Below are 22,410 nucleotides of genomic sequence, written 5' to 3'. Positions count from 1 at the left end.
GCCTGCCGGCCCGCCACCACCGCCAACTCCACCAACGCCGTCCCCGGCACGATCACCGTGCCCAGCACCACGTGATCCCTCACCCACGGCGCCGAATCCAACGACAACCGCCCCGTCAACAACCACTCATCACGCTCACCCAACCGCACCGCCGCAGCAAGCAACGGATGATCCAACCGCCCCAACCCCGCAGCAGCCGCATCACCACCACCCGTACCCGGAGCAAGCCAGAACCGCTGACGCTGGAACGCATACGTCGGCAGATCGACCTTCCGCGCACCAGTACCGGCGTAAAACGCCTCCCAGTCGACCCCCACACCAGCAACATGCGCCTGCGCAAGGAACTCCGCGAACGTCTCCGCCTCAGACCTCCGCGCCCGCAACACCGACGCGAAGACCACCTCCGACGACTCCTCCACGCTCTGCCGAGACAACGCGGTAAGCACCGCATCCGGGCCGAGCTCCAGGAACCGGGTCACACCCTCGCGCTCAAGCAGGCGCACGCCGTCGGTGAAGCGCACCGCGCTGCGGACGTGATCCACCCAGTAGGAGGGATCGGTCAGCTCTGAAGAGACCACCGTGCCCGTCACATTCGAGACCACAGGGATACGCGGCTCGCTGTACGTGAGAGTCGCGGCGACCTTCCTGAACTCGGCGAGCATGGGCTCCATGCGCGGCGAGTGGAACGCGTGGCTCACCCGGAGGCGAGTCGTCTTACGGTCCTTCCACTGCGGCAACCACTCGTCCAGGGCATCCAGATCACCCGACACCACCACCGACCGCGGACCATTGAGGGCGGCAATCTCCAGACGGCCCTCGAACCCGGTCAGGGACGCGATGACTTCTTCCTCGGTGGCCTGGACGGCCGCCATTCCGCCACCGGCAGGCAGCGCACCCATCAGCCGGCCACGTGCTACAACCAGAGCGCAGGCATCGGCCAGGGACAGCACCCCGGCGACATGGGCCGCTACCAGCTCACCGACCGAATGCCCGATCAGATAATCCGGGCGTATACCGAGAGATTCCACCAGGCGGAACAACGCCACCTCGACCGCGAACAGCGCAGCCTGCGTGAACTCCGTCGCATTCAGAAGGTCAGCCTCGGCCGAACCCTCCTCCGCCACCAGCAGCCCATGCAGCGAACGGCCCAGCAACGGATCCAGCTCCGCGCACACCTCGCTCAGGGCCTCCGCGAACACCGGATAGGAGGACGCGAGTTCAATGCCCATTCCGGCGCGCTGCGCACCCTGTCCGGTGAACAGGAACGCCGTACGACCAGTCCCGGCGCGGCCTTCCACCACCCCAGCAGCCGGTACACCATCAGCCAGAGCTGCCAGCCCTGCCAGCAGCCGGTCGCGGTCCGGGGCCACGATCGCCGCTCGTTCACCCAACTGCGCTCGCGTCAGCACTGACGACAGACCCACATTGACCAGACCCAGACCCGGGGACGCCAGCAGGTGATCCCGCAGACGACCCGCCTGCGCCCGCAGCGCCACCTCACTCTTGCCCGACAGCACCACCGCAGAAGGCCGCTCCGGCACCGACACCTCGACAACAGGCTGCGCCGGGGCCTCCGGTGCCTCTTCGATGATGACGTGCGCGTTCGTTCCGCTGACGCCGAAGGAGGAGACACCAGCGCGCCGGGGACGGGAGGACGCGGGCCAGTCCTCGGCCTCTGTCAGGAGGCGGACCTCTCCAGACTCCCAGTCGATCTGCGGCGACGGCTCATCCACATTCAGCGTGGCCGGGAGCTTGTCATTGCGCATCGCCATGACCATCTTGATCACACCCGCGACACCCGCAGCCGCCGACGTATGACCGATGTTCGACTTGATCGAACCCAGCCGCAACGGACCGTCCGCCCGCTCCTGACCGTACGTCGCCAGCAAAGCCTGCGCCTCGATCGGGTCACCCAACCGGGTCCCGGTCCCGTGCCCCTCGACGGCGTCCACCTCGGCCGCAGAGACACCCGCGTTCGCCAACGCCTGACGAATCACCCGCTCCTGCGACGGACCGTTCGGAGCCGTCAGACCATTACTCGCACCGTCCTGATTGATCGCACTTCCACGGACCACGGCCAACACTTCATGACCGAGCCGTCGGGCGTCCGACAACCGCTCCAGCACCAGGAGACCGAGTCCGTCCGAGAAGCCGGTACCGTCCGCGCCGGCTGCGTACGACTTGCACCGGCCATCCGGGGCGAGACCACGCTGACGACTGAACTCCATGAGCAGGAACGGACCCGCCATCACCGTCACACCACCGACGAGCGCCATCGAGCACTCACCCGACCGCAACGCCTGCGACGCCATATGCATCGCGACGAGAGAGGACGAGCAGGCCGTGTCCACCGACACCGCCGGACCCTCGAGGCCGAGGGTGTAGGCCACCCGGCCCGACACCACACTCGAGGTCGCTCCCGTCAGCCGCAATCCCTCGATCTCGGGCAGGCTGCCGGCCGGTACCGCCCCGTAGTCCGATGCGCCGACGCCGCAGTAGACGCCCGTGTCCGAGCCGCGCAGAGATGTCGGGTCGATGCCCGCATCCTCGAACGCCTCCCAGGCCGCCTCCAGCACCAGGCGCTGCTGCGGGTCGATCGCCAACGCCTCACGCGGACTGATCCCGAAGAACCCCGCATCGAAGTCGGCCACGCCCTCAACAAAGCCGCCGCCCCGCGTGTACACCTTGCCGAGCTGGTCCGGATCCGGGTCGTACAGGCCCTGCAGATCCCAGCCACGGTCGTCCGGCAGCGGCGACACCGCATCCCGGCCCTGCGACACCAAGTCCCACAACTCAGCAGGCGAGGACACCCCACCCGGATACCGGCAGCTCATCCCCACGATCGCGAGGGGCTCATCCAGTCGGGACACGGCACGCTTCGCCCGCACGACCGGCTTCGGCCCACCACCCGCGACAAGCCCCCCGGCCTCGGCGAGCAGCAGACGCGCCACGGCGGCAGGCGACGGGTGGTCGAAGACCAGCGTGGACGGCAGCCGTACGCCACTGGCCTGCGTCAGCCGGTTACGCAGCTCAACCGCGCCCAGCGAGTCGAAGCCCAGCTCCTTGAACGCCCGGTCGGGGGCGATCGCAGCAGGCGTGGCATGCCCGAGCACCGCGGCCACCTGGGCCTGGACCAGCTCCAGAACCACCCGCTCACGATCAGCTTCTCCCACCTCGGCCAATCGGCGGGCCAGCGAACCTCCCGCCCCGGCGGACTGCTTCGGCACCCGCACCAGACCTCGCAGCAGAGCCGGGAGCAATCCCGACCGCGCCTGCACCCGCAACGCCGCAAGATCCAGGCGCACCGGCACAACCAGAGACCCGCCAACGCGCAGAGCCTGGTCGAACAGTCTCAGCCCGAGTTCGGTGGACAGGGCACCGACGCCCATCCGCTCCAGGCGTGCCAGCTCGGTTTCGTCCAGGCCACCGGCCATGCCGGAGGCATCCGCCCACAGACCCCACGCCAACGATGTGGCCGGCAGACCCTGCGCCCTGCGATGAGCAGCCAGAGCGTCGAGCGCCGCGTTCGCCGCCGCGTAGTTGCCCTGACCGGGGCTCCCGATCAGCGCCGCCACCGACGAGAACAGCACGAACGCCGACAGATCCATCCCCGCCGTCAACTCATGCAGATGCAAGGCCGCGTCAGCCTTCGGACCCATCACACGAGCAAGCTGCTCCGGAGTCAGCGACGTGACCACACCGTCGTCCAGCACACCGGCCGCGTGGATCACGGCAGTGAGCGGTCGCTCCAACGAGGCGATGAGTGCGGCGAGTTGGTTGCGGTCGGAAGCGTCGCAGGCTGCGGCGCGGGCCTCACAGCCCAGAGCCGCCAACTCCCCGACGAGTTCAGCCGCACCGGGTGCGTCCGGACCACGACGGCTGAGGAGCACCAGGTGCCGGGCACCGTGCCGCTCGGCCAGATGCCGGGCGAACAGCGCACCCAGACCACCCGTACCGCCCGTGATCAGCACCGTCCCATCCGGGTCGAGCGCCGAAGCCTCCGCCCCAGCACCCCCAGACGCACGAACCAACCTCGGCGCCAGGCACACACCGCCCCGCACCGCGAGCTGCGGCTCCTCCAGAGCGGCCAGGGCACCCCAGTCAGGAGCCTGCTCGTCCACGTCGATCAGCAGGATCCGGTCCGGGTTCTCGGACTGCGCACTGCGCACCAGACCCCACACCGGAGCCGACACCAGATCCGGAGACTCCTCACCGACCGCCACAGCCCCACGCGTCACAACAACCAGGCGAGCAGCGGTCAGTTGATCAGCAGCCAGCCAGCCCTGGAGCAACCCCAAAGCCTCCGCCGCATCCGACGGCTCAGCCAGCACCAGATCCGGCACCGCCCGACCACCCTCGGCGAGCGCAGCGACCAGCGCATCCAGACTCTCGTACCCCGACGCACCCAACACCGCCACCTGCGCCGACGCCTGCGCCCCAGACGAAGCAGGAACAGACAGCGCCGCCCAATCAACCGTGAACAACGCGTTGTTCTTCGCCTGCTGCACACTCGCCAACTGCGCCTGATCCACCGGCCGGAACGCCAGCTTCTCGACACTGGCAACCGGCTCGCCCTGCTCGCCGACCACATCGACACGCAACGCGGACTCGCCCGCCGATCCGATCCGGACCCGCACCCGCGAAGCACCGCCCTGGGCGAAACGCACACCCGACCAGGAGAAGGGAAGCCGTGCCGACGCGCCCTCGCCGTCGTCGAGCCAGCTGAGCCCCCCGTGCAGCGAGGCGTCGAAGAGCGCCGGGTGGAAGCCGAACCGACGTGCCGCATCGGCATGCTCGTCCGGCAGTGCCACCTCGGCGAACATGTCGTCGCCCTCCCGCCAGGCTGCCCGCAGGCCCTGGAAGGCCGGACCGTAGTCGAACCCGACCTCGGCCAACCGCGCGTGCAGGGCCGCAACGTCCACCGGCTCACCGCCGGGCGGCGGCCACTCGACGGGCAGCCAGGACGGAGCGATCGGCTCCGCGTCGGGGGCTGCGTCCCGGATGAGCGTTCCGCGCCCGTGGCAGATCGCCTCCGGCTCGTCCTCCACCCCGGTCGCGGCATCCGGGCGCGAGAAGATCGCGACCGAGCGGCGGCCGTCGTCCTCGGGCTCGCCGAGGGTGACCTGAAGCTGGGCCGCCGACTTCTCGTGCAGGATCAGCGGGGCTTCGAGGACCAGCTCTTCGAGGACCGGGGCACCGGCGTGGCGACCGGCCGCAATGGCCAGCTCCACCAGCGCCGTCCCCGGCACGATCACCATGCCGAGGACACCGTGGTCCTGCGCCCACGGCGTGGTGTCCAGCGAGACCCGTCCGGTGAAGAGCCACTCGTCCCGGTCACCCATATGCACCGCCGCGGCGAGCATCGGATGGTCCAGCCGCCCGAGACCCGCAGCGGCCACGTCGCCACCGCCCGTACCGGGAGCGAGCCAGAACCGCTGACGCTGGAAGGCGTACGTGGGAAGTTCGACCTTCCGCGCACCGGTACCGGCGTAGAACGCCTCCCAGTCGACCCCGACACCAGCAACATGCGCCTGCGCAAGGAACTCCGCGAACGTCTCCGCCTCAGACCTCCGCGCCCGCAGCACCGACGCGAAGACGACCTCCGACGACTCCTCCGCCGATTCCTCCACGCTCTGCCGGGCCAACGCCGTCAACACGGCGTCGGGGCCGAGCTCCAGGAACCGGGTCACGCCCTCCGCACGGAGCGCCCGCACGCCATCGGTGAAGCGCACCGCACTGCGGACATGGCCCACCCAGTAGGACGGATCGGTCAGCTCCGAAGAGACCACCGTGCCCGTCACATTCGAAACCACCGGAATCCGCGGCTCGCTGAACGACAACCCCTCAGCCACAGAACGGAATTCAGCGAGCATCGGCTCCATGCGCGGTGAGTGGAACGCGTGGCTCACCCGGAGGCGAGTCGTCTTACGGTCCTTCCACTGCGGGAGCCACTCGTCCAGCGCGTCCAGATCACCCGACACCACCACCGACCGCGGACCATTCAGCGCCGCGATCTCCAAACGGCCCTCAAACCCGGCCAGAGACCCCGCAACCTCTTCCTCGGTCGCCTGGACAGCAGCCATTCCGCCACCGTCGGGCAGCGCACCCATCAGCCGGCCACGCGCTACCACCAGCGCGCAGGCATCGGCCAGGGACAGCACCCCGGCCACGTGCGCGGCGACCAGCTCGCCGACCGAATGCCCGATCAGATAGTCCGGGCGCATCCCGAGGGATTCGACCAGGCGGAACAGCGCCACCTCGACCGCGAACAGCGCGGCCTGCGTGAACTCCGTAGCGTTCAAGAGATCGGCATCGGCCGAACCCTCCTCCGCCGCGAGCAGCCCATGCAGCGAACGGCCCAGCAGCGGATCCAGCTCCGCGCACACCTCACTCAGTGCCTGTGCGAACACCGGGTAGGACGCAGCGAGTTCGATGCCCATTCCGGCACGCTGCGCACCCTGCCCCGTGAACAGGAACGCCGTCCGACCAGAACCAGCACGGCCCTCCACCACACCAGCAGCCGGCACACCATCGATGACGGCTGCCAGCCCCGCCAGCAACTGCTCACGGTCCGAGGCCACGATCGCGGCCCGCTCCTCCAGCTGCGCCCGCGTCAGTACCGAGGACAGACCCACATCAGCCAGACCCAGACCCAGACCCGGGGACGTCAGCAGATGCGCGTGGAGCCTCTCCGCCTGAGCCCGCAGCGCCGCCTCACTCTTGCCCGAGAGCAGCACGGGCACCGCCGGCAGCTCTCCGCCAGCACGACGTCCGGGCGACTCCGCCGGAACCTCCGGCGCCTCTTCGAGAATGATGTGCGCGTTCGTTCCGCTGACGCCGAAGGAGGAGACACCTGCACGTCGGGGACGGGAGGACGCGGGCCAGTCCTCGGCCTCTGTCAGGAGACGGACCTCTCCGGACTCCCAGTCGATCTGCGGCGACGGCTCATCCACATTCAGCGTGGCCGGGAGCTTCCCGTGCTGCATCGCCATGACCATCTTGATCACACCCGCAACACCCGCAGCGGCAGAACTGTGACCGATATTCGACTTGATCGAACCCAGCCGCAACGGACCGTCCGCCCGCTCCTGACCGTACGTCGCCAGCAACGCCTGAGCCTCGATCGGGTCACCCAACCGCGTGCCCGTCCCATGCCCCTCGACCGCATCCACCTCAGCAGCCGTCAGACCCGCATTAGCCAGCGCCTGACGAATCACCCGCTCCTGCGACGGACCGTTCGGAGCCGTCAGACCGTTACTCGCACCATCCTGATTGACCGCACTGCCACGAATGACACCCAGCACACGGTGCCCAAGACGCCGCGCGTCCGACAACCGCTCCACAACCAGCAGACCCAGCCCGTCCGAGAAACCGGTACCGTCCGCACCCGCCGCATACGACTTGCACCGGCCATCCGGAGCAAGACCACGCTGACGACTGAACTCCGTCAACAAGAACGGACCCGCCATCACCGTCACACCACCGACAAGCGCCATCGAGCACTCACCCGACCGCAACGCCTGCGACGCCATATGCATCGCCACCAACGACGACGAACACGCCGTGTCCACCGACACCGCCGGACCCTCAAGACCCAAGCTGTAAGCCACCCGGCCCGACACCACACTCGACGTCGTACCCGTCAGCCGGAAACCCTCCAGCTCCGGCGGCATCACCCCGCCGTAATCCGACGTCACCACACCACAGAACACACCCGTGTCGCTGCCGCGCAACGACGTCGGATCAATCCCCGCATCCTCGACAGCCTCCCAGGCCGCCTCCAACATCAACCGCTGCTGCGGATCGATCGCCAACGCCTCACGCGGACTGATCCCGAAGAACCCCGCATCGAAGTCACCGGCACCCCCGATGAAGCCGCCGCCCTTCGTGTACACCTTGCCGAGCTGGTCCGGATCCGGGTCGTACAGGCCCTCCAGATCCCAGCCACGGTCGTCCGGCAGCGGCGACACCGCATCCCGGCCCTGGGAAACCAGCTCCCACAGCTCGGCAGGCGAGGACACCCCACCCGGATACCGGCAACTCATCCCCACAATCGCCAACGGCTCATCGGCCCCGGACGACGCCCGCTTCGCCCGCACCACCGGCCTCTTCTCCGCAACAACATCCCCACCGACCTCAGCCAGCAGAAAACGCGCCACAGCCACAGGCGACGGGTGGTCGAAGACCAACGTGGACGGCAGCCGCACCCCACTCGCCTGCGTCAGCCGGTTACGCAGCTCGACCGCGCCCAGCGAGTCGAAACCCAGCTCCTTGAACGCCCGGTCCGGCACGACCGCAGCAGACGTGGCATGACCGAGCACCGCGGCCACCTGGACCTGGACCAGCTCCAGAACCACCCGCTCACGATCGGACTCCGACACACCCACCAAGCGCTCAGCCAGCGAACCGCCCGCGCTCTGCGCTCGGCGGGCGGGCATCCGCACCAGCCCGCGCAGCAGGGCGGGCAGAGCCCCCGCCCGCGCCTGCACCCGCAACGCCGCGAGGTCCAGCCGTACCGGCACGACCACCGCCGAACCCACGCGCTGGGACTGGTCGAACAGTTCCAGGCCGAGTTCGGTGGAGAGAGCACCAACACCGTGGCGTTCGAGGCGTGCCAGCTCGGTTTCGTCCAGGCCACCGGCCATGCCGGAGGCATCCGCCCACAGACCCCACGCCAGCGATGTGGCCGGCAGACCCTGCGCCCTGCGATGCGCAGCCAGAGCGTCGAGCGCAGCGTTCGCCGCCGCGTAATTGCCCTGACCGGGGCTCCCGATCAGCGCCGCCACCGACGAGAACAGCACGAACGCCGACAGATCCATCCCCGCCGTCAGCTCATGCAAGTGCAAGGCCGCGTCAGCCTTCGGACCCATCACACGAGCAAGCTGCTCCGGAGTCAGGGACGTGACCACACCGTCGTCCAGCACACCCGCCGCATGAATCACGGCAGTCAGCGGCCGCTCCAACGAGGCGATGAGCGAGGCGAGTTCCTCGCGATCGGACACATCGCACGCCACGGCACGGGCCTCACAGCCCAGAACCGCCAACTCCCCCACCAGATCAGCCACACCGGGTGCGTCCGGACCACGACGACTGAGAAGCACCAGGTGCCGGGCACCGTGCCGCTCGGCCAGATGCCGGGCGAACAGCGCACCCAGACCACCCGTACCGCCCGTGATCAGAACCGTCCCGTCCGGGTCGAGCGCCGAAGCCTCCGCCCCAGCACCCTCAGACGCACGGACCAACCTCGGCGCCAGGCACACACCACCCCGCACCGCGAGCTGCGGCTCCTCCAGAGCAGCCAGCGCACCCCAATCCGGGGCTTGCTCGTCGACGTCGATCAGCAGGATCCGGCCCGGGTTCTCGGACTGCGCACTGCGCACCAGACCCCACACCGGAGCCGACACCAGATCCGGAGACTCCTCCCCCACCGCGACCGCCCGACGCGTCACCACGACCAGCCGCGCATCAGCGAGCTGCTCACGCGCCAGCCAGTCCTGCAGCAGGCCCAGCGTCCGCACCGAGACCGAAGACGGGCTGTCCCCTTGCTCGCCCTGCCCCTCGACCTCGGCGATGACGAGATCGGGCGCTTCCGCGCCGTCGGCCAGGCCCGCAACCAGGGCGTCGAGGTCCGCGTGCCCCGAGCCGCCGAGCACCGCGATCCGCGCGTCGGTCGATGCGGCTTCCGTGACGGGGGTCCAATCGACCCTGTACAGGGAGCTGTTTCCCGCCCTTTGCGCCCCTTCGAGCTGCTCCAGGGCGACGGGGCGGGCGACGATGGAACGGACCGACACGATCTCGGCCCCTGCGTCGTCCACCGCATCGAGCCTGAGCGCTGAGTCACCGGCCGAGGCCACCCGTACCCGCAGGCGAGAGGCGCCTCGGCCGGAGAGCCGTACGCCGGACCAGCTGAACGGCATCCGGCGCTCGCCGCCGTCACCATCGATCAGCAGGACCGCACCGCTCTGCAGCGCGGCGTCGAACAGCGCCGGGTGGATGCCGAACGCCCGTGCCGTGTCGAGGTGTTCGTCCGTGAGGGAGACCTCCGCGTACACCTCGTCTCCGGCCCGCCACGCCGCCCGCAGGCCCTGGAACACCGGGCCGTAGTCGTAGCCGATGTCGCTCAGCCGGGAGTAGAAGTCCTCGACCGCCAGGAGCTCCGCGCCCTCCGGCGGCCACTCGACGGGCCACGCCTCGGCGGGCTCGGCCTCAAGCGCGAGGACACCTCGCGCGTGGCACGTCGCCTCGGCCGCGCCTCCGCCGCTCTCCGCGTCGGCTTCGAACGCAACCTCAGGACGGGTGTAGACGGCGACGGCACGGCGGCCGTCCTCGTCGGGTTCGCCGACCGTGACCTGCACCTGGACGGCGTTGCCTTCCTCAAGGAGGAAGGGGGACTCCAGGACCAGTTCCTCGATCACCGGCGTGGCGGTGTGGCGGCCGGCGGCCAGCACCAGTTCGACCAGTGCGGTGCCGGGGACGACGATGTTGCCGAGCAGTACGTGCTCCGCCGTCCAGGGCTGCGTGTCGGTCGACACGCGCCCGGTGAGCAGCCACTCGTCGCGGTCCCCGAGGGCGACCGCTGCGGCGAGCATCGGATGGTCCAGCCGCCCGAGGCCTGCGGCGACCGCGTCGCCACTGCCCGTACTGGGAGCGAGCCAGAACCGTTCGCGCTGGAAGGCGTACGTGGGCAGGGGCACGCGTCGCGCGCCGGTTCCGGCGTAGAACGCCTTCCAGTCGATCCCCACACCCGCGACATGCGCCTGCGCGAGGAACTCCGTGAACGTCTCCGCCTCGGGCCTCCGCGCCCGCAACACCGACGCGAAGACGACCTCCGCCGACTCCCCCGCCGACTCCTCCACGCTCTGCCGGGCCAACGCGGTGAGCACCGCATCCGGGCCGAGCTCCAGGAACCGGGTCACACCCTCCGCACGGAGCGCCCGCACACCATCGGTGAAGCGCACCGCACTGCGGACATGGCCCACCCAGTAGGACGGATCGGCCAGCTCCGAAGAGACCACCGCGCCCGTCACATTCGAGACCACCGGAATCCGCGGCTCGCTGAACGACAACCCCTCAGCCACAGAACGGAATTCAGCGAGCATCGGCTCCATACGCGGCGAGTGGAACGCATGGCTCACCCGGAGGCGAGTCGTCTTACGATCCTGCCACTGCGGGAGCCACTCGTCCAGTGCGTCCAGATCACCCGACACCACAACGGACCGCGGACCATTGAGGGCGGCAATCTCCAGACGGCCCTCGAACCCGGCCAGAGACCCCGCAACCTCTTCTTCAGTGGCCTGGACAGCGGCCATTCCGCCACCCGTCGGCAGCGCACCCATCAACCGGCCACGCGCTACCACCAGCGCACACGCATCCGCCAGGGACAACACCCCAGCCACGTGCGCGGCGACCAGCTCGCCGACCGAATGCCCGATCAGATAGTCCGGGCGCATGCCCAGGGATTCGACCAGGCGGAACAGCGCCACCTCGACCGCGAACAGCGCGGCCTGAGTGAACTCCGTAGCGTTCAAAAGGTCGGCATCGGCCGAACCCTCCTCCGCCACCAACAGCCCATGCAGCGAACGGCCCAGCAGCGGATCCAGCTCCGCGCAGACAGCCTCCAACGCCTCCGCGAACACCGGATAGGAAACCGCGAGTTCCACACCCATCCCGGCACGCTGCGCACCCTGCCCCGTAAACAGGAACGCCGTACGACCAGAACCAGCCCGCCCCTCCATCACACCAGCAGCCGGCACACCATCAGCCAGAGCCGCCAACCCCGCCAGCAGCCGCTCGCGGTCCGGGGCCACGATCGCCGCTCGTTCACCCAGCTGCGCCCGCGTCAGCACCGACGACAGACCCACATCGACCAGACCCAGCCCCGGGGACGCCAGCAGGTGATCCCGCAGACGACCCGCCTGCGCCCGCAGCGCCACCTCACTCTTGCCCGACAGCAGCACCGCAGAGGGCCGCTCCGGAACCGACACCTCAGCGTCCGGCTCCGCCGAAACCTCCGGCGCCTCCTCCAAAATGATGTGCGCGTTCGTACCGCTGATCCCGAACGACGACACACCCGCACGCCTCGGGCGCTCCCCGGCGGGCCAGTCCTCGGCCTCCTTGAGGAGGCGGACCTGACCGGACTCCCAGTCGATGTGCGGCGAGGGCTCGTCCACGTTCAAGGTGGCCGGGAGCTTGTCGTTGCGCATCGCCATGACCATCTTGATCACACCCGCGACACCCGCAGCCGCCGACGTATGACCGATGTTCGACTTGATCGAACCCAGCCGCAACGGACCGTCCACGCGCTCCTGACCGTACGTCGCAAGCAACGCCTGAGCCTCGATCGGGTCACCCAACCGGGTCCCGGTCCCGTGCCCCTCGACCGCATCCACCTCAGCCGCAGAGACACCCGCGTTCGCCAGAGCCTGACGGATCACCCGCTCCTGCGACGGACCGTTCGGAGCCGTCAGACCATTACTCGCACCATCCTGATTGATCGCACTCCCACGGACCACGGCCAACACTTCATGACCAAGCCGCCGTGCGTCCGACAACCGCTCCAGCACCAACAGCCCGACGCCGTCCGAGAAGCCGGTGCCATCGGCGGCCGCCGCGTACGGCTTGCAGCGCCCGTCGGGGGCGAGGCCGCGCTGACGGCTGAACTCCACCATGAGGAACGGCCCGGCGAGTACCGTCACGCCGCCCACCAGGGCGAGCGAGCACTCGCCCGATCGCAGGGCCTGCGCGGCCATGTGCATGGCGACGAGGGAGGAGGAGCAGGCGGTGTCCACCGTGACGGCGGGTCCCTCGAGCCCCAGACTGTAGGCGACCCGGCCGGAGACGACGCTGGTCGTCGTGCCCGTGAGGCGGAAGCCTTCCAGCTCGGGGAGCATCTGCCCGCCGTAGTTGGAGGGCACCGCGCCGCAGAACACGCCCGTGTCGGAGCCACGCAGCGACGTCGGGTCGATGCCCGCGTCCTCGAACGCCTCCCACGACGCCTCCAGCACCAGCCGCTGGGCCGGGTCGCTGGCGAGTGCCTCGCGCGGGCTGATCTCGAAGAAGCCGGCGTCGAAGTCGGCCACGCCGTCGACGAAGCCGCCGCCCGTGGCGTAGACCTTCCCGACCTGCTCCGGGTCGGGGTTGTAGAGACGCTCCACGTCCCAGCCACGGTCGTCCGGAAGCGGCGACACCGCGTCCCGCCCCTGTTCCACCAGCTCCCACAGCTCGGCCGGCGAGGTGGCGCCGGCGTAGCGGCAGCTCATGCCCACGATCGCCAGGGGTTCGGTGGACTGGTTGATGAGCCGGCGGTTCTGCTGGCGCAGGCGCTCGGTCTCCTTCAGGGACTTGCGGAGCGCCGCAACGAGATCGTTCTGGTTGGCAGCCATGGTTACGCCTCCACTTCCGGGCGCACAGAGGCAGCCGCGTCTTCGATCACGTTCCGGGGTGCTGTGGCGGTCATGCCTGGTCCTCTTGGGTCATCCGGATCAGGGCATCGACGTCCATCTCGTCGATCGACTCGCTGTCCTCGGCCTCCGGCGCGGCGTCTTCGGCGTCGCTGTTGGCCAGTTCCATCAACGATTCGAGCAGTCCCGCCTGGCGGAGCCGGGGGATCGGGATGGAGGCCAGCAGCTCTCGGATGTCGTTCTCCTCCGAGGACCGCTGGGCGGGCACCGTGTCGCCCGGCATGGCGATCGGAATCAGGTACTGCGCCACGGCCTCGGGGGTGGGGTGGTCGAAGACGAGGGTGGTGGGCAGCCGCAGTCCGGTCGCCTGGGTGAGCCGGTTGCGCAGTTCGACTGCGGCGAGGGAGTCGAACCCGAGCGTCTTGAAGGCGCGGTCCGGGTCGATCGCGTCCGCGGAGGCGTGGCCGAGGATGGCCGAGACCTGGCCGCGGACCAGTTCGAGGGTGACCCGCTCCCAGTCGGTCCGCGGTACGGCGGCCAGGCGCGCGGCGAGCGAGCCGCCGGTGTTGTCAGCGCGGCGGGTCGGCATCCGCACGAGCCCGCTCAGCAGCGCCGGGAGCATCCCCGAACGCGCCTGTGCGCGCAGGGCTCCCTGGTCCAGCCGTACGGGGACCACGAGCGACGCGTCCTGTCCCTGGGCCTGGTCGAACAGTTCCAGGCCGAGTTCGGTGGAGAGAGCACCGATGCCCTGCCGTTCGAGGCGTGCCAGCTCGGCTTCGTCCAGCTCTCCGGTCATGCCGGTCGCGTTGGCCCACAGGCCCCAGGCGAGGGAGGTGGCCGGCAGACCCTGCGCCCTGCGGTGGGCCGCCAGGGCGTCGAGGACCGCGTTGGCGGCGGCGTAGTTGCCCTGACCGGGGCTGCCGATCAGCGCCGCCACCGACGAGAAGAGCACGAACGCCGAGAGGTCCATCTCCGCTGTCAGCTCGTGCAGGTGCAGCGCCGCATCCACCTTCGGACGCATCACCCGCTCCACCTGCTCAGCGGTCAGCGACTCGACGACACCGTCGTCCAGGACGCCGGCGGAGTGCACCACCGCTGTCAGCGGGTGTTCCAACGAGGCTATGAGGGAAGCGAGTTGATCCTTGTCGGACACGTCGCAGGCCACTGCGCGTGCCGTGCAACCCGTCGCTGCCAACTCCTCTACGAGGTCGGCGACGCCGTCCGCCGCAGGACCACGCCGACTGACCAGGAGCAAGTTCCGCACACCGTGCTGCTCGGCCAGGTGCCGGGCGAACAGCGCGCCCAGACCACCCGTGCCACCCGTGATCAGCACCGTCCCGTCCACATCCAGGGGACGCGGAACCGTCAGGACGACCTTGCCCGTGTTCCGGCCCTCCCGCAGGAACCGGAAAGCCTCCGCACCACGCCGCACATCCCACGCCCGAATCGGCGCATGGCGCAGCACGCCCTGCTCGAACAGGCTCACAATCTCCAGCAGCATTTCCTGAACCCGGTCAGGACCTGCCTCGAACAAGTCATACGAGGAATACCGCACCCCTGGATGGCTCGACGCCACAACCTCCGGGTCGCGGATATCGGCCTTGCCCATCTCGATGAACCGGCCACCCCGCGGCAACAGATCCAACGACGCATCCACGAACTCACCCGCGAGAGCATCGAGAACCACATCAACACCCTCACCACCCGTCACCCCCAGGAACCGGTCCCGGAACGACAGATCACGCGAAGACGCAATACGCTCCCCATCCACCCCCAGCCCACGCACCGCATCCCACTTCGGCGCACTCGCCGTAGCAAAAACCTCAGCCCCGAAATGCCGGCCCAACTGCACCGCAGCCATACCCACACCACCAGCAGCCGCATGAACCAACAAACGCTCACCCGACCGCAGACCCGCCAGATCCACCAACCCATAGAACGCCGTCAAATACACCACCGGAACCGAAGCAGCCTCAACGAACGAGAACCCCTCCGGCATCCGCACCACCATCCGCCGATCCGCCACCGCAACCGGCCCGAACGAATCCAGCACCAGGCCCATCACACAATCACCCGGAACCAGATCCACCACCCCCGAACCAACCTCCAGCACCACACCCGCCGCCTCACTGCCCAACGGCGCGTCCCCCGGATACAGCCCCAACGCAATCAGCACATCCCGGAAATTCAGACCCGCAGCCCGAACCCCCAAACGCACCTCCCCCACACCAAGCGGCCGCCCCCCACCCGAGGCAACCACCCCCAACCCCTCCAACGACCCCTTCCGCTCCACGCCCAGACGCCACGACCCACCAGGCCCGACACCCGCACCCACACGCCCCAACCGAGGCACGACACAGACACCATCACGCACCGCCACCTGCGGCTCCCCCACCGCAAGCAACGCACCCCAATCCGGAACCTCACCCACCACATCAACCAAACCAAACCGACCCGGATGCTCCGACTGAGCACTCCGAACCAAACCCCACACGGGGGTGACCGCCAGGTCCGTCGTCTCCTCGCCCACGGCCACGCCCCGGCGCGTCACGATGACGAGCCGCGCGTCGGCAAGGGGCTCGCTGCGGACCCAGCGCTGCACCAGTTCCAGCGTCTTCGCCGTGATCTCGCGGGCCGCCGCGGCGCTTTCCCTGTCCGCCGCGTCGACCTCGGCCTCGACCAGCACCACCTCGGGCACCGCCGCACCCGCGGCGACGGCCGCCTCCAGCTCCGCCACGTCCGCGAACCGATCGCCCGGAGCCGCCAGTTCACCCAGCACCACGACCCGGTCCGCCGAACCACTCCGCGAGCCGTCGGCCTCGGGCAGCACGACCCACTCCACCTGGAACAGCGACCGATCGCCGCTGTTGCCCTGTGCCTTCTCCAACTGCGCCTGATCCACCGGGCGTACGGCCAGGGCGTCGACGGTCACCACGGGGGCGCCGGTCTCGTCGGCCACGTCGATGCGGATCCCGGAGTCACCGCCGGCTCCGGCCGGCCGGAGCCGGACCCGGGCCCGGGTCGTGCCGCTGCCGTGCCCGAGGCGGACGCCGGACCAGGAGAACGGCAGGTCCGCGGAGGAGCCCGCTTCCTTCTCCAGGAGACCGCCGTGGAGCGCGGCGTCGAACAGCGCGGGGTGGATGCCGAAGCCTTCGTCGCCGGCGTCCTCGGGGAGGGCCACCTCGGCGTAGACGTCGTCACCGTCGCGCCAGGCGGCGCGCAGCCCCTGGAAGAGGGGGCCGTACTCGTAGCCCACCTCGGCCAGTCGGTCGTAGAGGGTGTCGGTCGCGATCTGCTGCGCGCCGGTGGGCGGCCAGGTCGCGGGGAACGGCGGTACGGGTTCGGCCTCGGCGGTCAGCCATCCGTGGGCATGGCGGACGATCCGGGTCTGGTCGTCCGCCTCGTCCGGGGCGTCGCCCGTGATCTCGCCCGTGGTCTCGGGGCGGGAGTAGACGGCCACTTCCCGGCGGCCGTCCTCACCGGCCGGGCTGACGGTGACCTGGAGCTGCCGGGCCGTGTCGTCCGCGAGGATCAGCGGGGCTTCGAGGATGATCTCGTCCACGACGGGGGCGCCGGCGGTGCGGCCGGCCGTGAGGGCGAGTTCGACGAGGGCGGCGCCGGGGACGATGACCGTGCCGAGGACGGCGTGGTCCTGGGTCCACGGATGGGTGTTCTGAGCGATCCGCCCGGTGAGTACCCACTCGTCGCGGTCGCCGATGCGCACGGAGGCCGCGAGCAGCGGGTGCGTCAGCCGTCCGAGTCCGGCGGCGGTCAGGTCGCCGGTGCCGGTGCCGCGTGTGGGCCAGAAGCGCTCGCGCTGGAACGCGTACGTCGGCAGCTGGACGCGCTGGGCGCCGGTGCCGGCGTAGAAGGAGTGCCAGTGGAGGTGTGCTCCGGCGACGTGCGCCTCGGCGAGCGAGGTCGCGAACCGCTCGGGGCCGCCTTCGCCACGGCGCAGTGAGCCGATGACCCTGACCTCTTCGGCGGCCTCGAGTCCCTGGGAGGTCTCGGCGACCGCCATCGTGAGGACGGGGTGCGGGGAGGTCTCGATGAAGCAGTTGACGCCGTTGTCCACGAGAGCACGGACGGCCGGTTCGAAACCGACCCGGCCGCGCAGGTTGGCGTACCAGTAGCCGGCGTCGAGCCGGGCGGTGTCGATGAACTCGCCCTCTACGGTGGAGTAGAAGGGGATGTCGCCGCTGCGCGGGGTGATGGGCGCGAGCAGTTCGAGGAGTTCGTCATGGATGATCTCGACCTGCGCGGAGTGGGAGGCGTAGTCCACGGGGACCCGCCGGGCCCGCACGCCGTCACGCTCCCATATGGCCAGCAGCTCATCCAGGGCCTCGGGCTCACCGGCGACGACGACGCTCGCGGCGCTGTTGACGGCGGCGACCGACACGCGGCCCTCGTAGGGGAGCAGTTGTTCTTCGACCCGGTCCACCGGAAGGGAGACGGAGACCATGCCGCCGCCTCCGGCGAGGCGCTCGCCGACGGCGCGGCTGCGCAGGGCGACGATGCGGGCGGCGTCGTCCAGGGAGAGTCCGCCCGCGACGTACGCGGCGGCGATCTCGCCCTGTGAGTGGCCGAGGACGGCGGCGGGCTCGATGCCGTTGGAACGCCACAGGCGGGCCAGGGACACCATCACCGAGAACAGGGCGGGCTGGACGACGTCGACGCGCTCCAGGGAGGGGGCTCCGGGGTCGCCGCGCAGGACGTCCTCCAGCCGCCAGTCGACGTACGGGGACAGCGCCTTGGAGCAGGCGGCGATCTCGTCGGCGAAGACGGGCGAGGAATCGAGCAGCTCCATCGCCATGCGTTCCCACTGGGAGCCCTGGCCCGGGAAGACGAAGACGGTCTTGCCGCCGGTCGCGAGGGCTTCGAGGACGTGGGCGGCGGGCTCGGCGGCCGACAGGGCGGCGAGCCCGGTGAGCAGCGCGCCCCGGTCGGTGGCGACGACGGCCGCACGGTGGTCCAGGTGGGCCCGGGTGGTGGCCTGGGAGAAGCCGACGTCGAGCAGGCCGAGATCGGGCTGGGCGATCAGGTGGCCGCGCAGCCGGTCGGCCTGGGCGCGCAGGGCCGCCTCGCTGCGGGCGGAGAGGAGTACCGGCACGGCGGCCGGGACTCCGTCGACGTGCTGGAGGGCCGTCTGCCCCGCGCTGCCGATGCTGTCGCCGGTGCCGGAGGGCGGCACGTCGGCAGCGGATCCGGCGGGCTGCGGGTCGGCGGCTGTTCCGGCGGGGTTCCCGTCGGCGTCGGCGGCGTCCGCCTGGGCGGGCGCGGGCGGCTCCTCGATGATGACGTGCGCGTTCGTCCCGCCGACCCCGAAGGAGGAGACACCGGCCCGGCGCGGACGGTCGGAGGTGGCCGGCCAGGGCTCGGCGGCGGTGAGCAGCCGCACCTCTCCGGCGTTCCAGTCCACGTGCGGGGACGGGGCGTCGACGTGGAGGGTCGCGGGCAGCGTGTCGTGCCGCATCGCCATCACCATCTTGATGACGCCCGCCACCCCGGCGGCGGCCTGGGTGTGCCCGATGTTCGACTTGACGGAGCCGAGCCGCAGCGGTCCTTCGCCGCGCTCCCGCCCGTAGGTGGCCAGCAGGGCCTGGGCCTCGATCGGGTCGCCGAGCGGGGTTCCGGTCCCGTGGCCCTCCACCGCGTCGACGTCGGCGGCGGTCAGCCCGGCGTTGGCGAGGGCCTGGCGGATCACCCGCTCCTGGGAGGGGCCGTTCGGGGCGGTGAGGCCGTTGCTGGCGCCGTCCTGGTTGACGGCGGTGCCGCGTACGACGCCGAGGATCCGGTGACCGTTGCGCCGGGCGTCGGACAACCGCTCCAGCACGAGCAGGCCCGCACCTTCGGCCCAGCCGACACCGTCGGCTGCCGCCGCGTACGCCTTGCAGCGGCCGTCCGGGGAGACGCCGCGCTGGCGGCTGAACTCCACGAAGACGTTCGGCCGGGAGAGGACGGTCACCCCGCCCACCAGCGCGAGTGAACACTCCTGTGCACGGAGGGACTTGGCGGCCAGGTCCAGGGCGACCAGCGACGACGAGCAGGCGGTGTCCACCGACACCGCGGGTCCGACGAAGCCGAAGGTGTAACTGACACGCCCGGAGGCGACGCTGCCCGCGGACGCGATCGTCAGATAGCCCTCGATGTCGGAGCGCCGGTCGCTCTCCCCGGCGACGAACCCGTAGTCCTGGTACATCACGCCGGTGAAGACACCGGTGTCGGAGCCGCGCAGCGTGGCCGGGTCGATGCCCGCGTCCTCGAGGGACTCCCACGCCGTCTCCAGCAGCAGCCGCTGCTGCGGGTCCATCGCGAGGGCCTCGCGCGGGCTGATGCCGAAGAAGTCCGCGTCGAACTCGGCGACCCGGTCGACGAATCCGCCGCCGCGCGTGTAGGAGGTGCCGGGGTGGTCGGGGTCGGCGTCGTAGAGGTTCTCGATGTCCCAGCCACGGTCGTCGGGGAACTCCCCGGTGCCGGAGCGCCCGTCGGCCACCAGCTTCCACAGGTCGTCGGGGGAGGTCACGCCACCGGGGTAGCGGCAGCTCATCCCGACGATGGCGAGAGGCTCGCCGGCCCGGTCCTCGTACTCCTGGAGCCGGGCCCGGGTCTCGTTGAGGTCAACGGCTACCCGCTTCAGGTACCGGACCAGCTTCTCCTGCTGCGGGTCGTTGGCTTCAACGCTCATGGTGGTGTCCCCCTGGGTGGTCTGATTCTGCGATTGCACGGTTCACGCCTCGCCGAACTCGGCGTCGATCAGGCGGAGTACCTCATCCGCCGTCGAGGCCGCCTCGAAGCGCTCGTTCACATCGATTCGTTCATCGGCACGCCGGTCTCCCTCGCCGAGCCGGTCCAGCAGCGTGCGCAGCCGTCCGGCCACGCGTTGCTTCTCACCGGCCGCGACCGAGGCGATCATGGCCTCGAAGGTGTCCTCCAGCCGCCGCAGCTCCTGCTCGAAGGGCGGCTCCACATCGCCGCCGATCTCGGTGAGGATCAGCTGGGCCACCGCCCCGGAGGTCGGGTGGTCGAAGACGAGGGTCGCGGGCAGCCGTACGCCGCTGGCCCGGGTGAGCCGGTTGCGCAGCTCGACCGCGCCGAGGGAGTCGAAGCCCAGCTCCTTGAACGCACGGTCCGGGTCGATCGCTCCGGGGGAGGCATGGCCGAGGATGGCCGCGACCTGCCCCTGGACGAGCTGGAGCACGACCTGCTGCCGCTCGGTTTCCTGAAGGCCCGCGAGCTGCTGTGCGAGAGGCACGTCCATGCTCTGCACGGGCTGGGCGGGCATCCGCACCAGGCCGCGGAAGAGCGGCGGCAGCGATCCGGCCCTGGCCTGCGCGCGGAGGGCGGCGAGGTCCAGCCGGACGGGGGCCAGCAGCGCCTGGTCGAGCCGTCGGGCCTGGTCGAAGAGGTCCAGACCCAGGGCGGTCGGCAGGGCGCCGACGCCCATCCGTTCGAGGCGCGCCAGCTCCGCCGCCTCCAGACCACCGGCCATACCGCCCGCCTCGGCCCACAGGCCCCAGGCCAGCGAACCGGCGGGCAGCCCCGCGGCGCGCCGGTGTCCGGCGAGCGCGTCGAGGACCGCGTTGGCGGCGGCGTAGTTGGCCTGACCAGGGCTGCCCACGAGGGCGGCGACGGAGGAGAAGAGGACGAACGCCGACAGCTCCATGCCCACGGTCAGTTCGTGCAGGTGCAGCGCGGCATCCACCTTCGGCCGCATCACCCGGCCGAGCTGCTCCGCGGTCATCGACTCGACGACGCCGTCGTCCAGGACACCGGCCGCGTGGATCACGGCGGTGAGCGGTCGCTCCAACGAGGCGATGAGCGAGGCGAGTTGATCGCGGTCGGAAGCGTCGCAGGCTGCGGCGCGGGCCTCGCAGCCCAGAGCCGCCAACTCCCCGACGAGCTCGGTCACACCGGGCGTGTCCGGGCCACGACGGCTGAGGAGCACCAGGTGCCGGGCACCGTGGTGCTCGGCCAGATGCCGGGCGAAGAGCGCGCCCAGACCACCCGTACCGCCCGTGATCAGCACCGTCCCGTCCGGGTCGAGCGCGGGGGCGGCAGCCGTGGCGGCAGCGGCCCGTTGCAGCCTCGGGGCAAGTATCTGCCCGTTACGGAGGGCCAGTTGCGGTTCGTCGAGGGCGGTGAGCGCACCCCACTCGGGGGTGTCACCGCCGAGCTTCTCGCTCCCGTCCGTGTCCAGATCGACCAGCAGGAACCGTCCCGGGTGCTCGGACTGGGCGCTGCGCACCAGACCCCAGACCGGTGCCTGCGCAAGGTCCGGCACCTCGTCCCCGACCGTCACACCACGCCGGGTCACGATCACCAGCCGCGCATCGGCGAGCCGGTCCTCGGCCAGCCAGCCCTGGAGGAGTTCCAGGGTGCGGGTGGCGACGGTCAGCGCGGCCCGACCGGGGTCCCCGGAACCGTCTTCCTCGCCGTCCACGGCGGCCAGGACCAGATCGGGCACCGCAGCCCCCTCCGCCAGGGCCCGGACGAGCGCGTCCAGATCCGCATACCGCTCGTCGGACCACGCCGGGGCGGCGCCCAGCACCGCTGTACGCCCGACAGCCGGACCACCGGCGGACGGGGTGAGGGCGGTCCAGTTCACGGTGAACAGTGAGCTGCTGCCCGGTTGCCGCACCCCCTCGAGCTGCGCCTGGTCGATCCGCCGGAACGCCAGCTTCTCGATGCAGGCGACCGGTGTGCCGTACTCGTCGGCGATGTCGATCCGCAGCCCGTCCTCGTCCGCGGACCCGATCCGGACCCGTACGCGCGAGGCGCCGGTGCGCTCGAAGCGGACGCCGGACCAGGAGAAGGGGAGGCGGGCCGACCCATCGTCGCCGTCTCCGTCGCTGTCGCCGTCGCCGTCGCCGCTGCTCAACCGGTCGAGGCCGCCGTGGAGTGAGGCGTCCAAGAGTGCGGGGTGGAAGGCGAATGCGTCGGCTGTGTCGGCGTGTTCGTCCGGCAGCGCGACCTCGGCATAAATGTGCTCGCTGTCCCGCCAGGCTGCCCG

Annotated in this window: 3 protein-coding genes; all 3 read right to left on the bottom strand. The window is 70.4% G+C overall.

The features are described 5' to 3' along the window. Positions 1-13,382: SDR family NAD(P)-dependent oxidoreductase (locus ACH4UK_RS36850; protein WP_398363609.1), on the bottom strand; the 13,382-nt coding region annotated here is incomplete at its 3' end. A gap of 70 nt (positions 13,383-13,452) precedes the next feature. Beyond that, the gene (locus ACH4UK_RS36845) at positions 13,453-20,124 is read right to left on the bottom strand and encodes an SDR family NAD(P)-dependent oxidoreductase (RefSeq protein WP_398363607.1); all 6,672 of its coding nucleotides are present in this window, start codon (positions 20,122-20,124) and stop codon (positions 13,453-13,455) included. A 3-nt stretch (positions 20,125-20,127) separates the two neighbouring features. Next, on the bottom strand, positions 20,128-22,410 hold a 2,283-nt coding region (locus ACH4UK_RS36840; protein WP_398363605.1), incomplete at its 5' end, for an SDR family NAD(P)-dependent oxidoreductase.

The sequence above is a fragment of the Streptomyces sp. NPDC020884 genome (assembly GCF_044333935.1).
Classification (GTDB): Bacteria; Actinomycetota; Actinomycetes; order Streptomycetales; family Streptomycetaceae; genus Streptomyces.
Note: the sequence above shows the minus strand (reverse complement) of the source record. Positions and strands in the feature narration are given on the sequence as shown.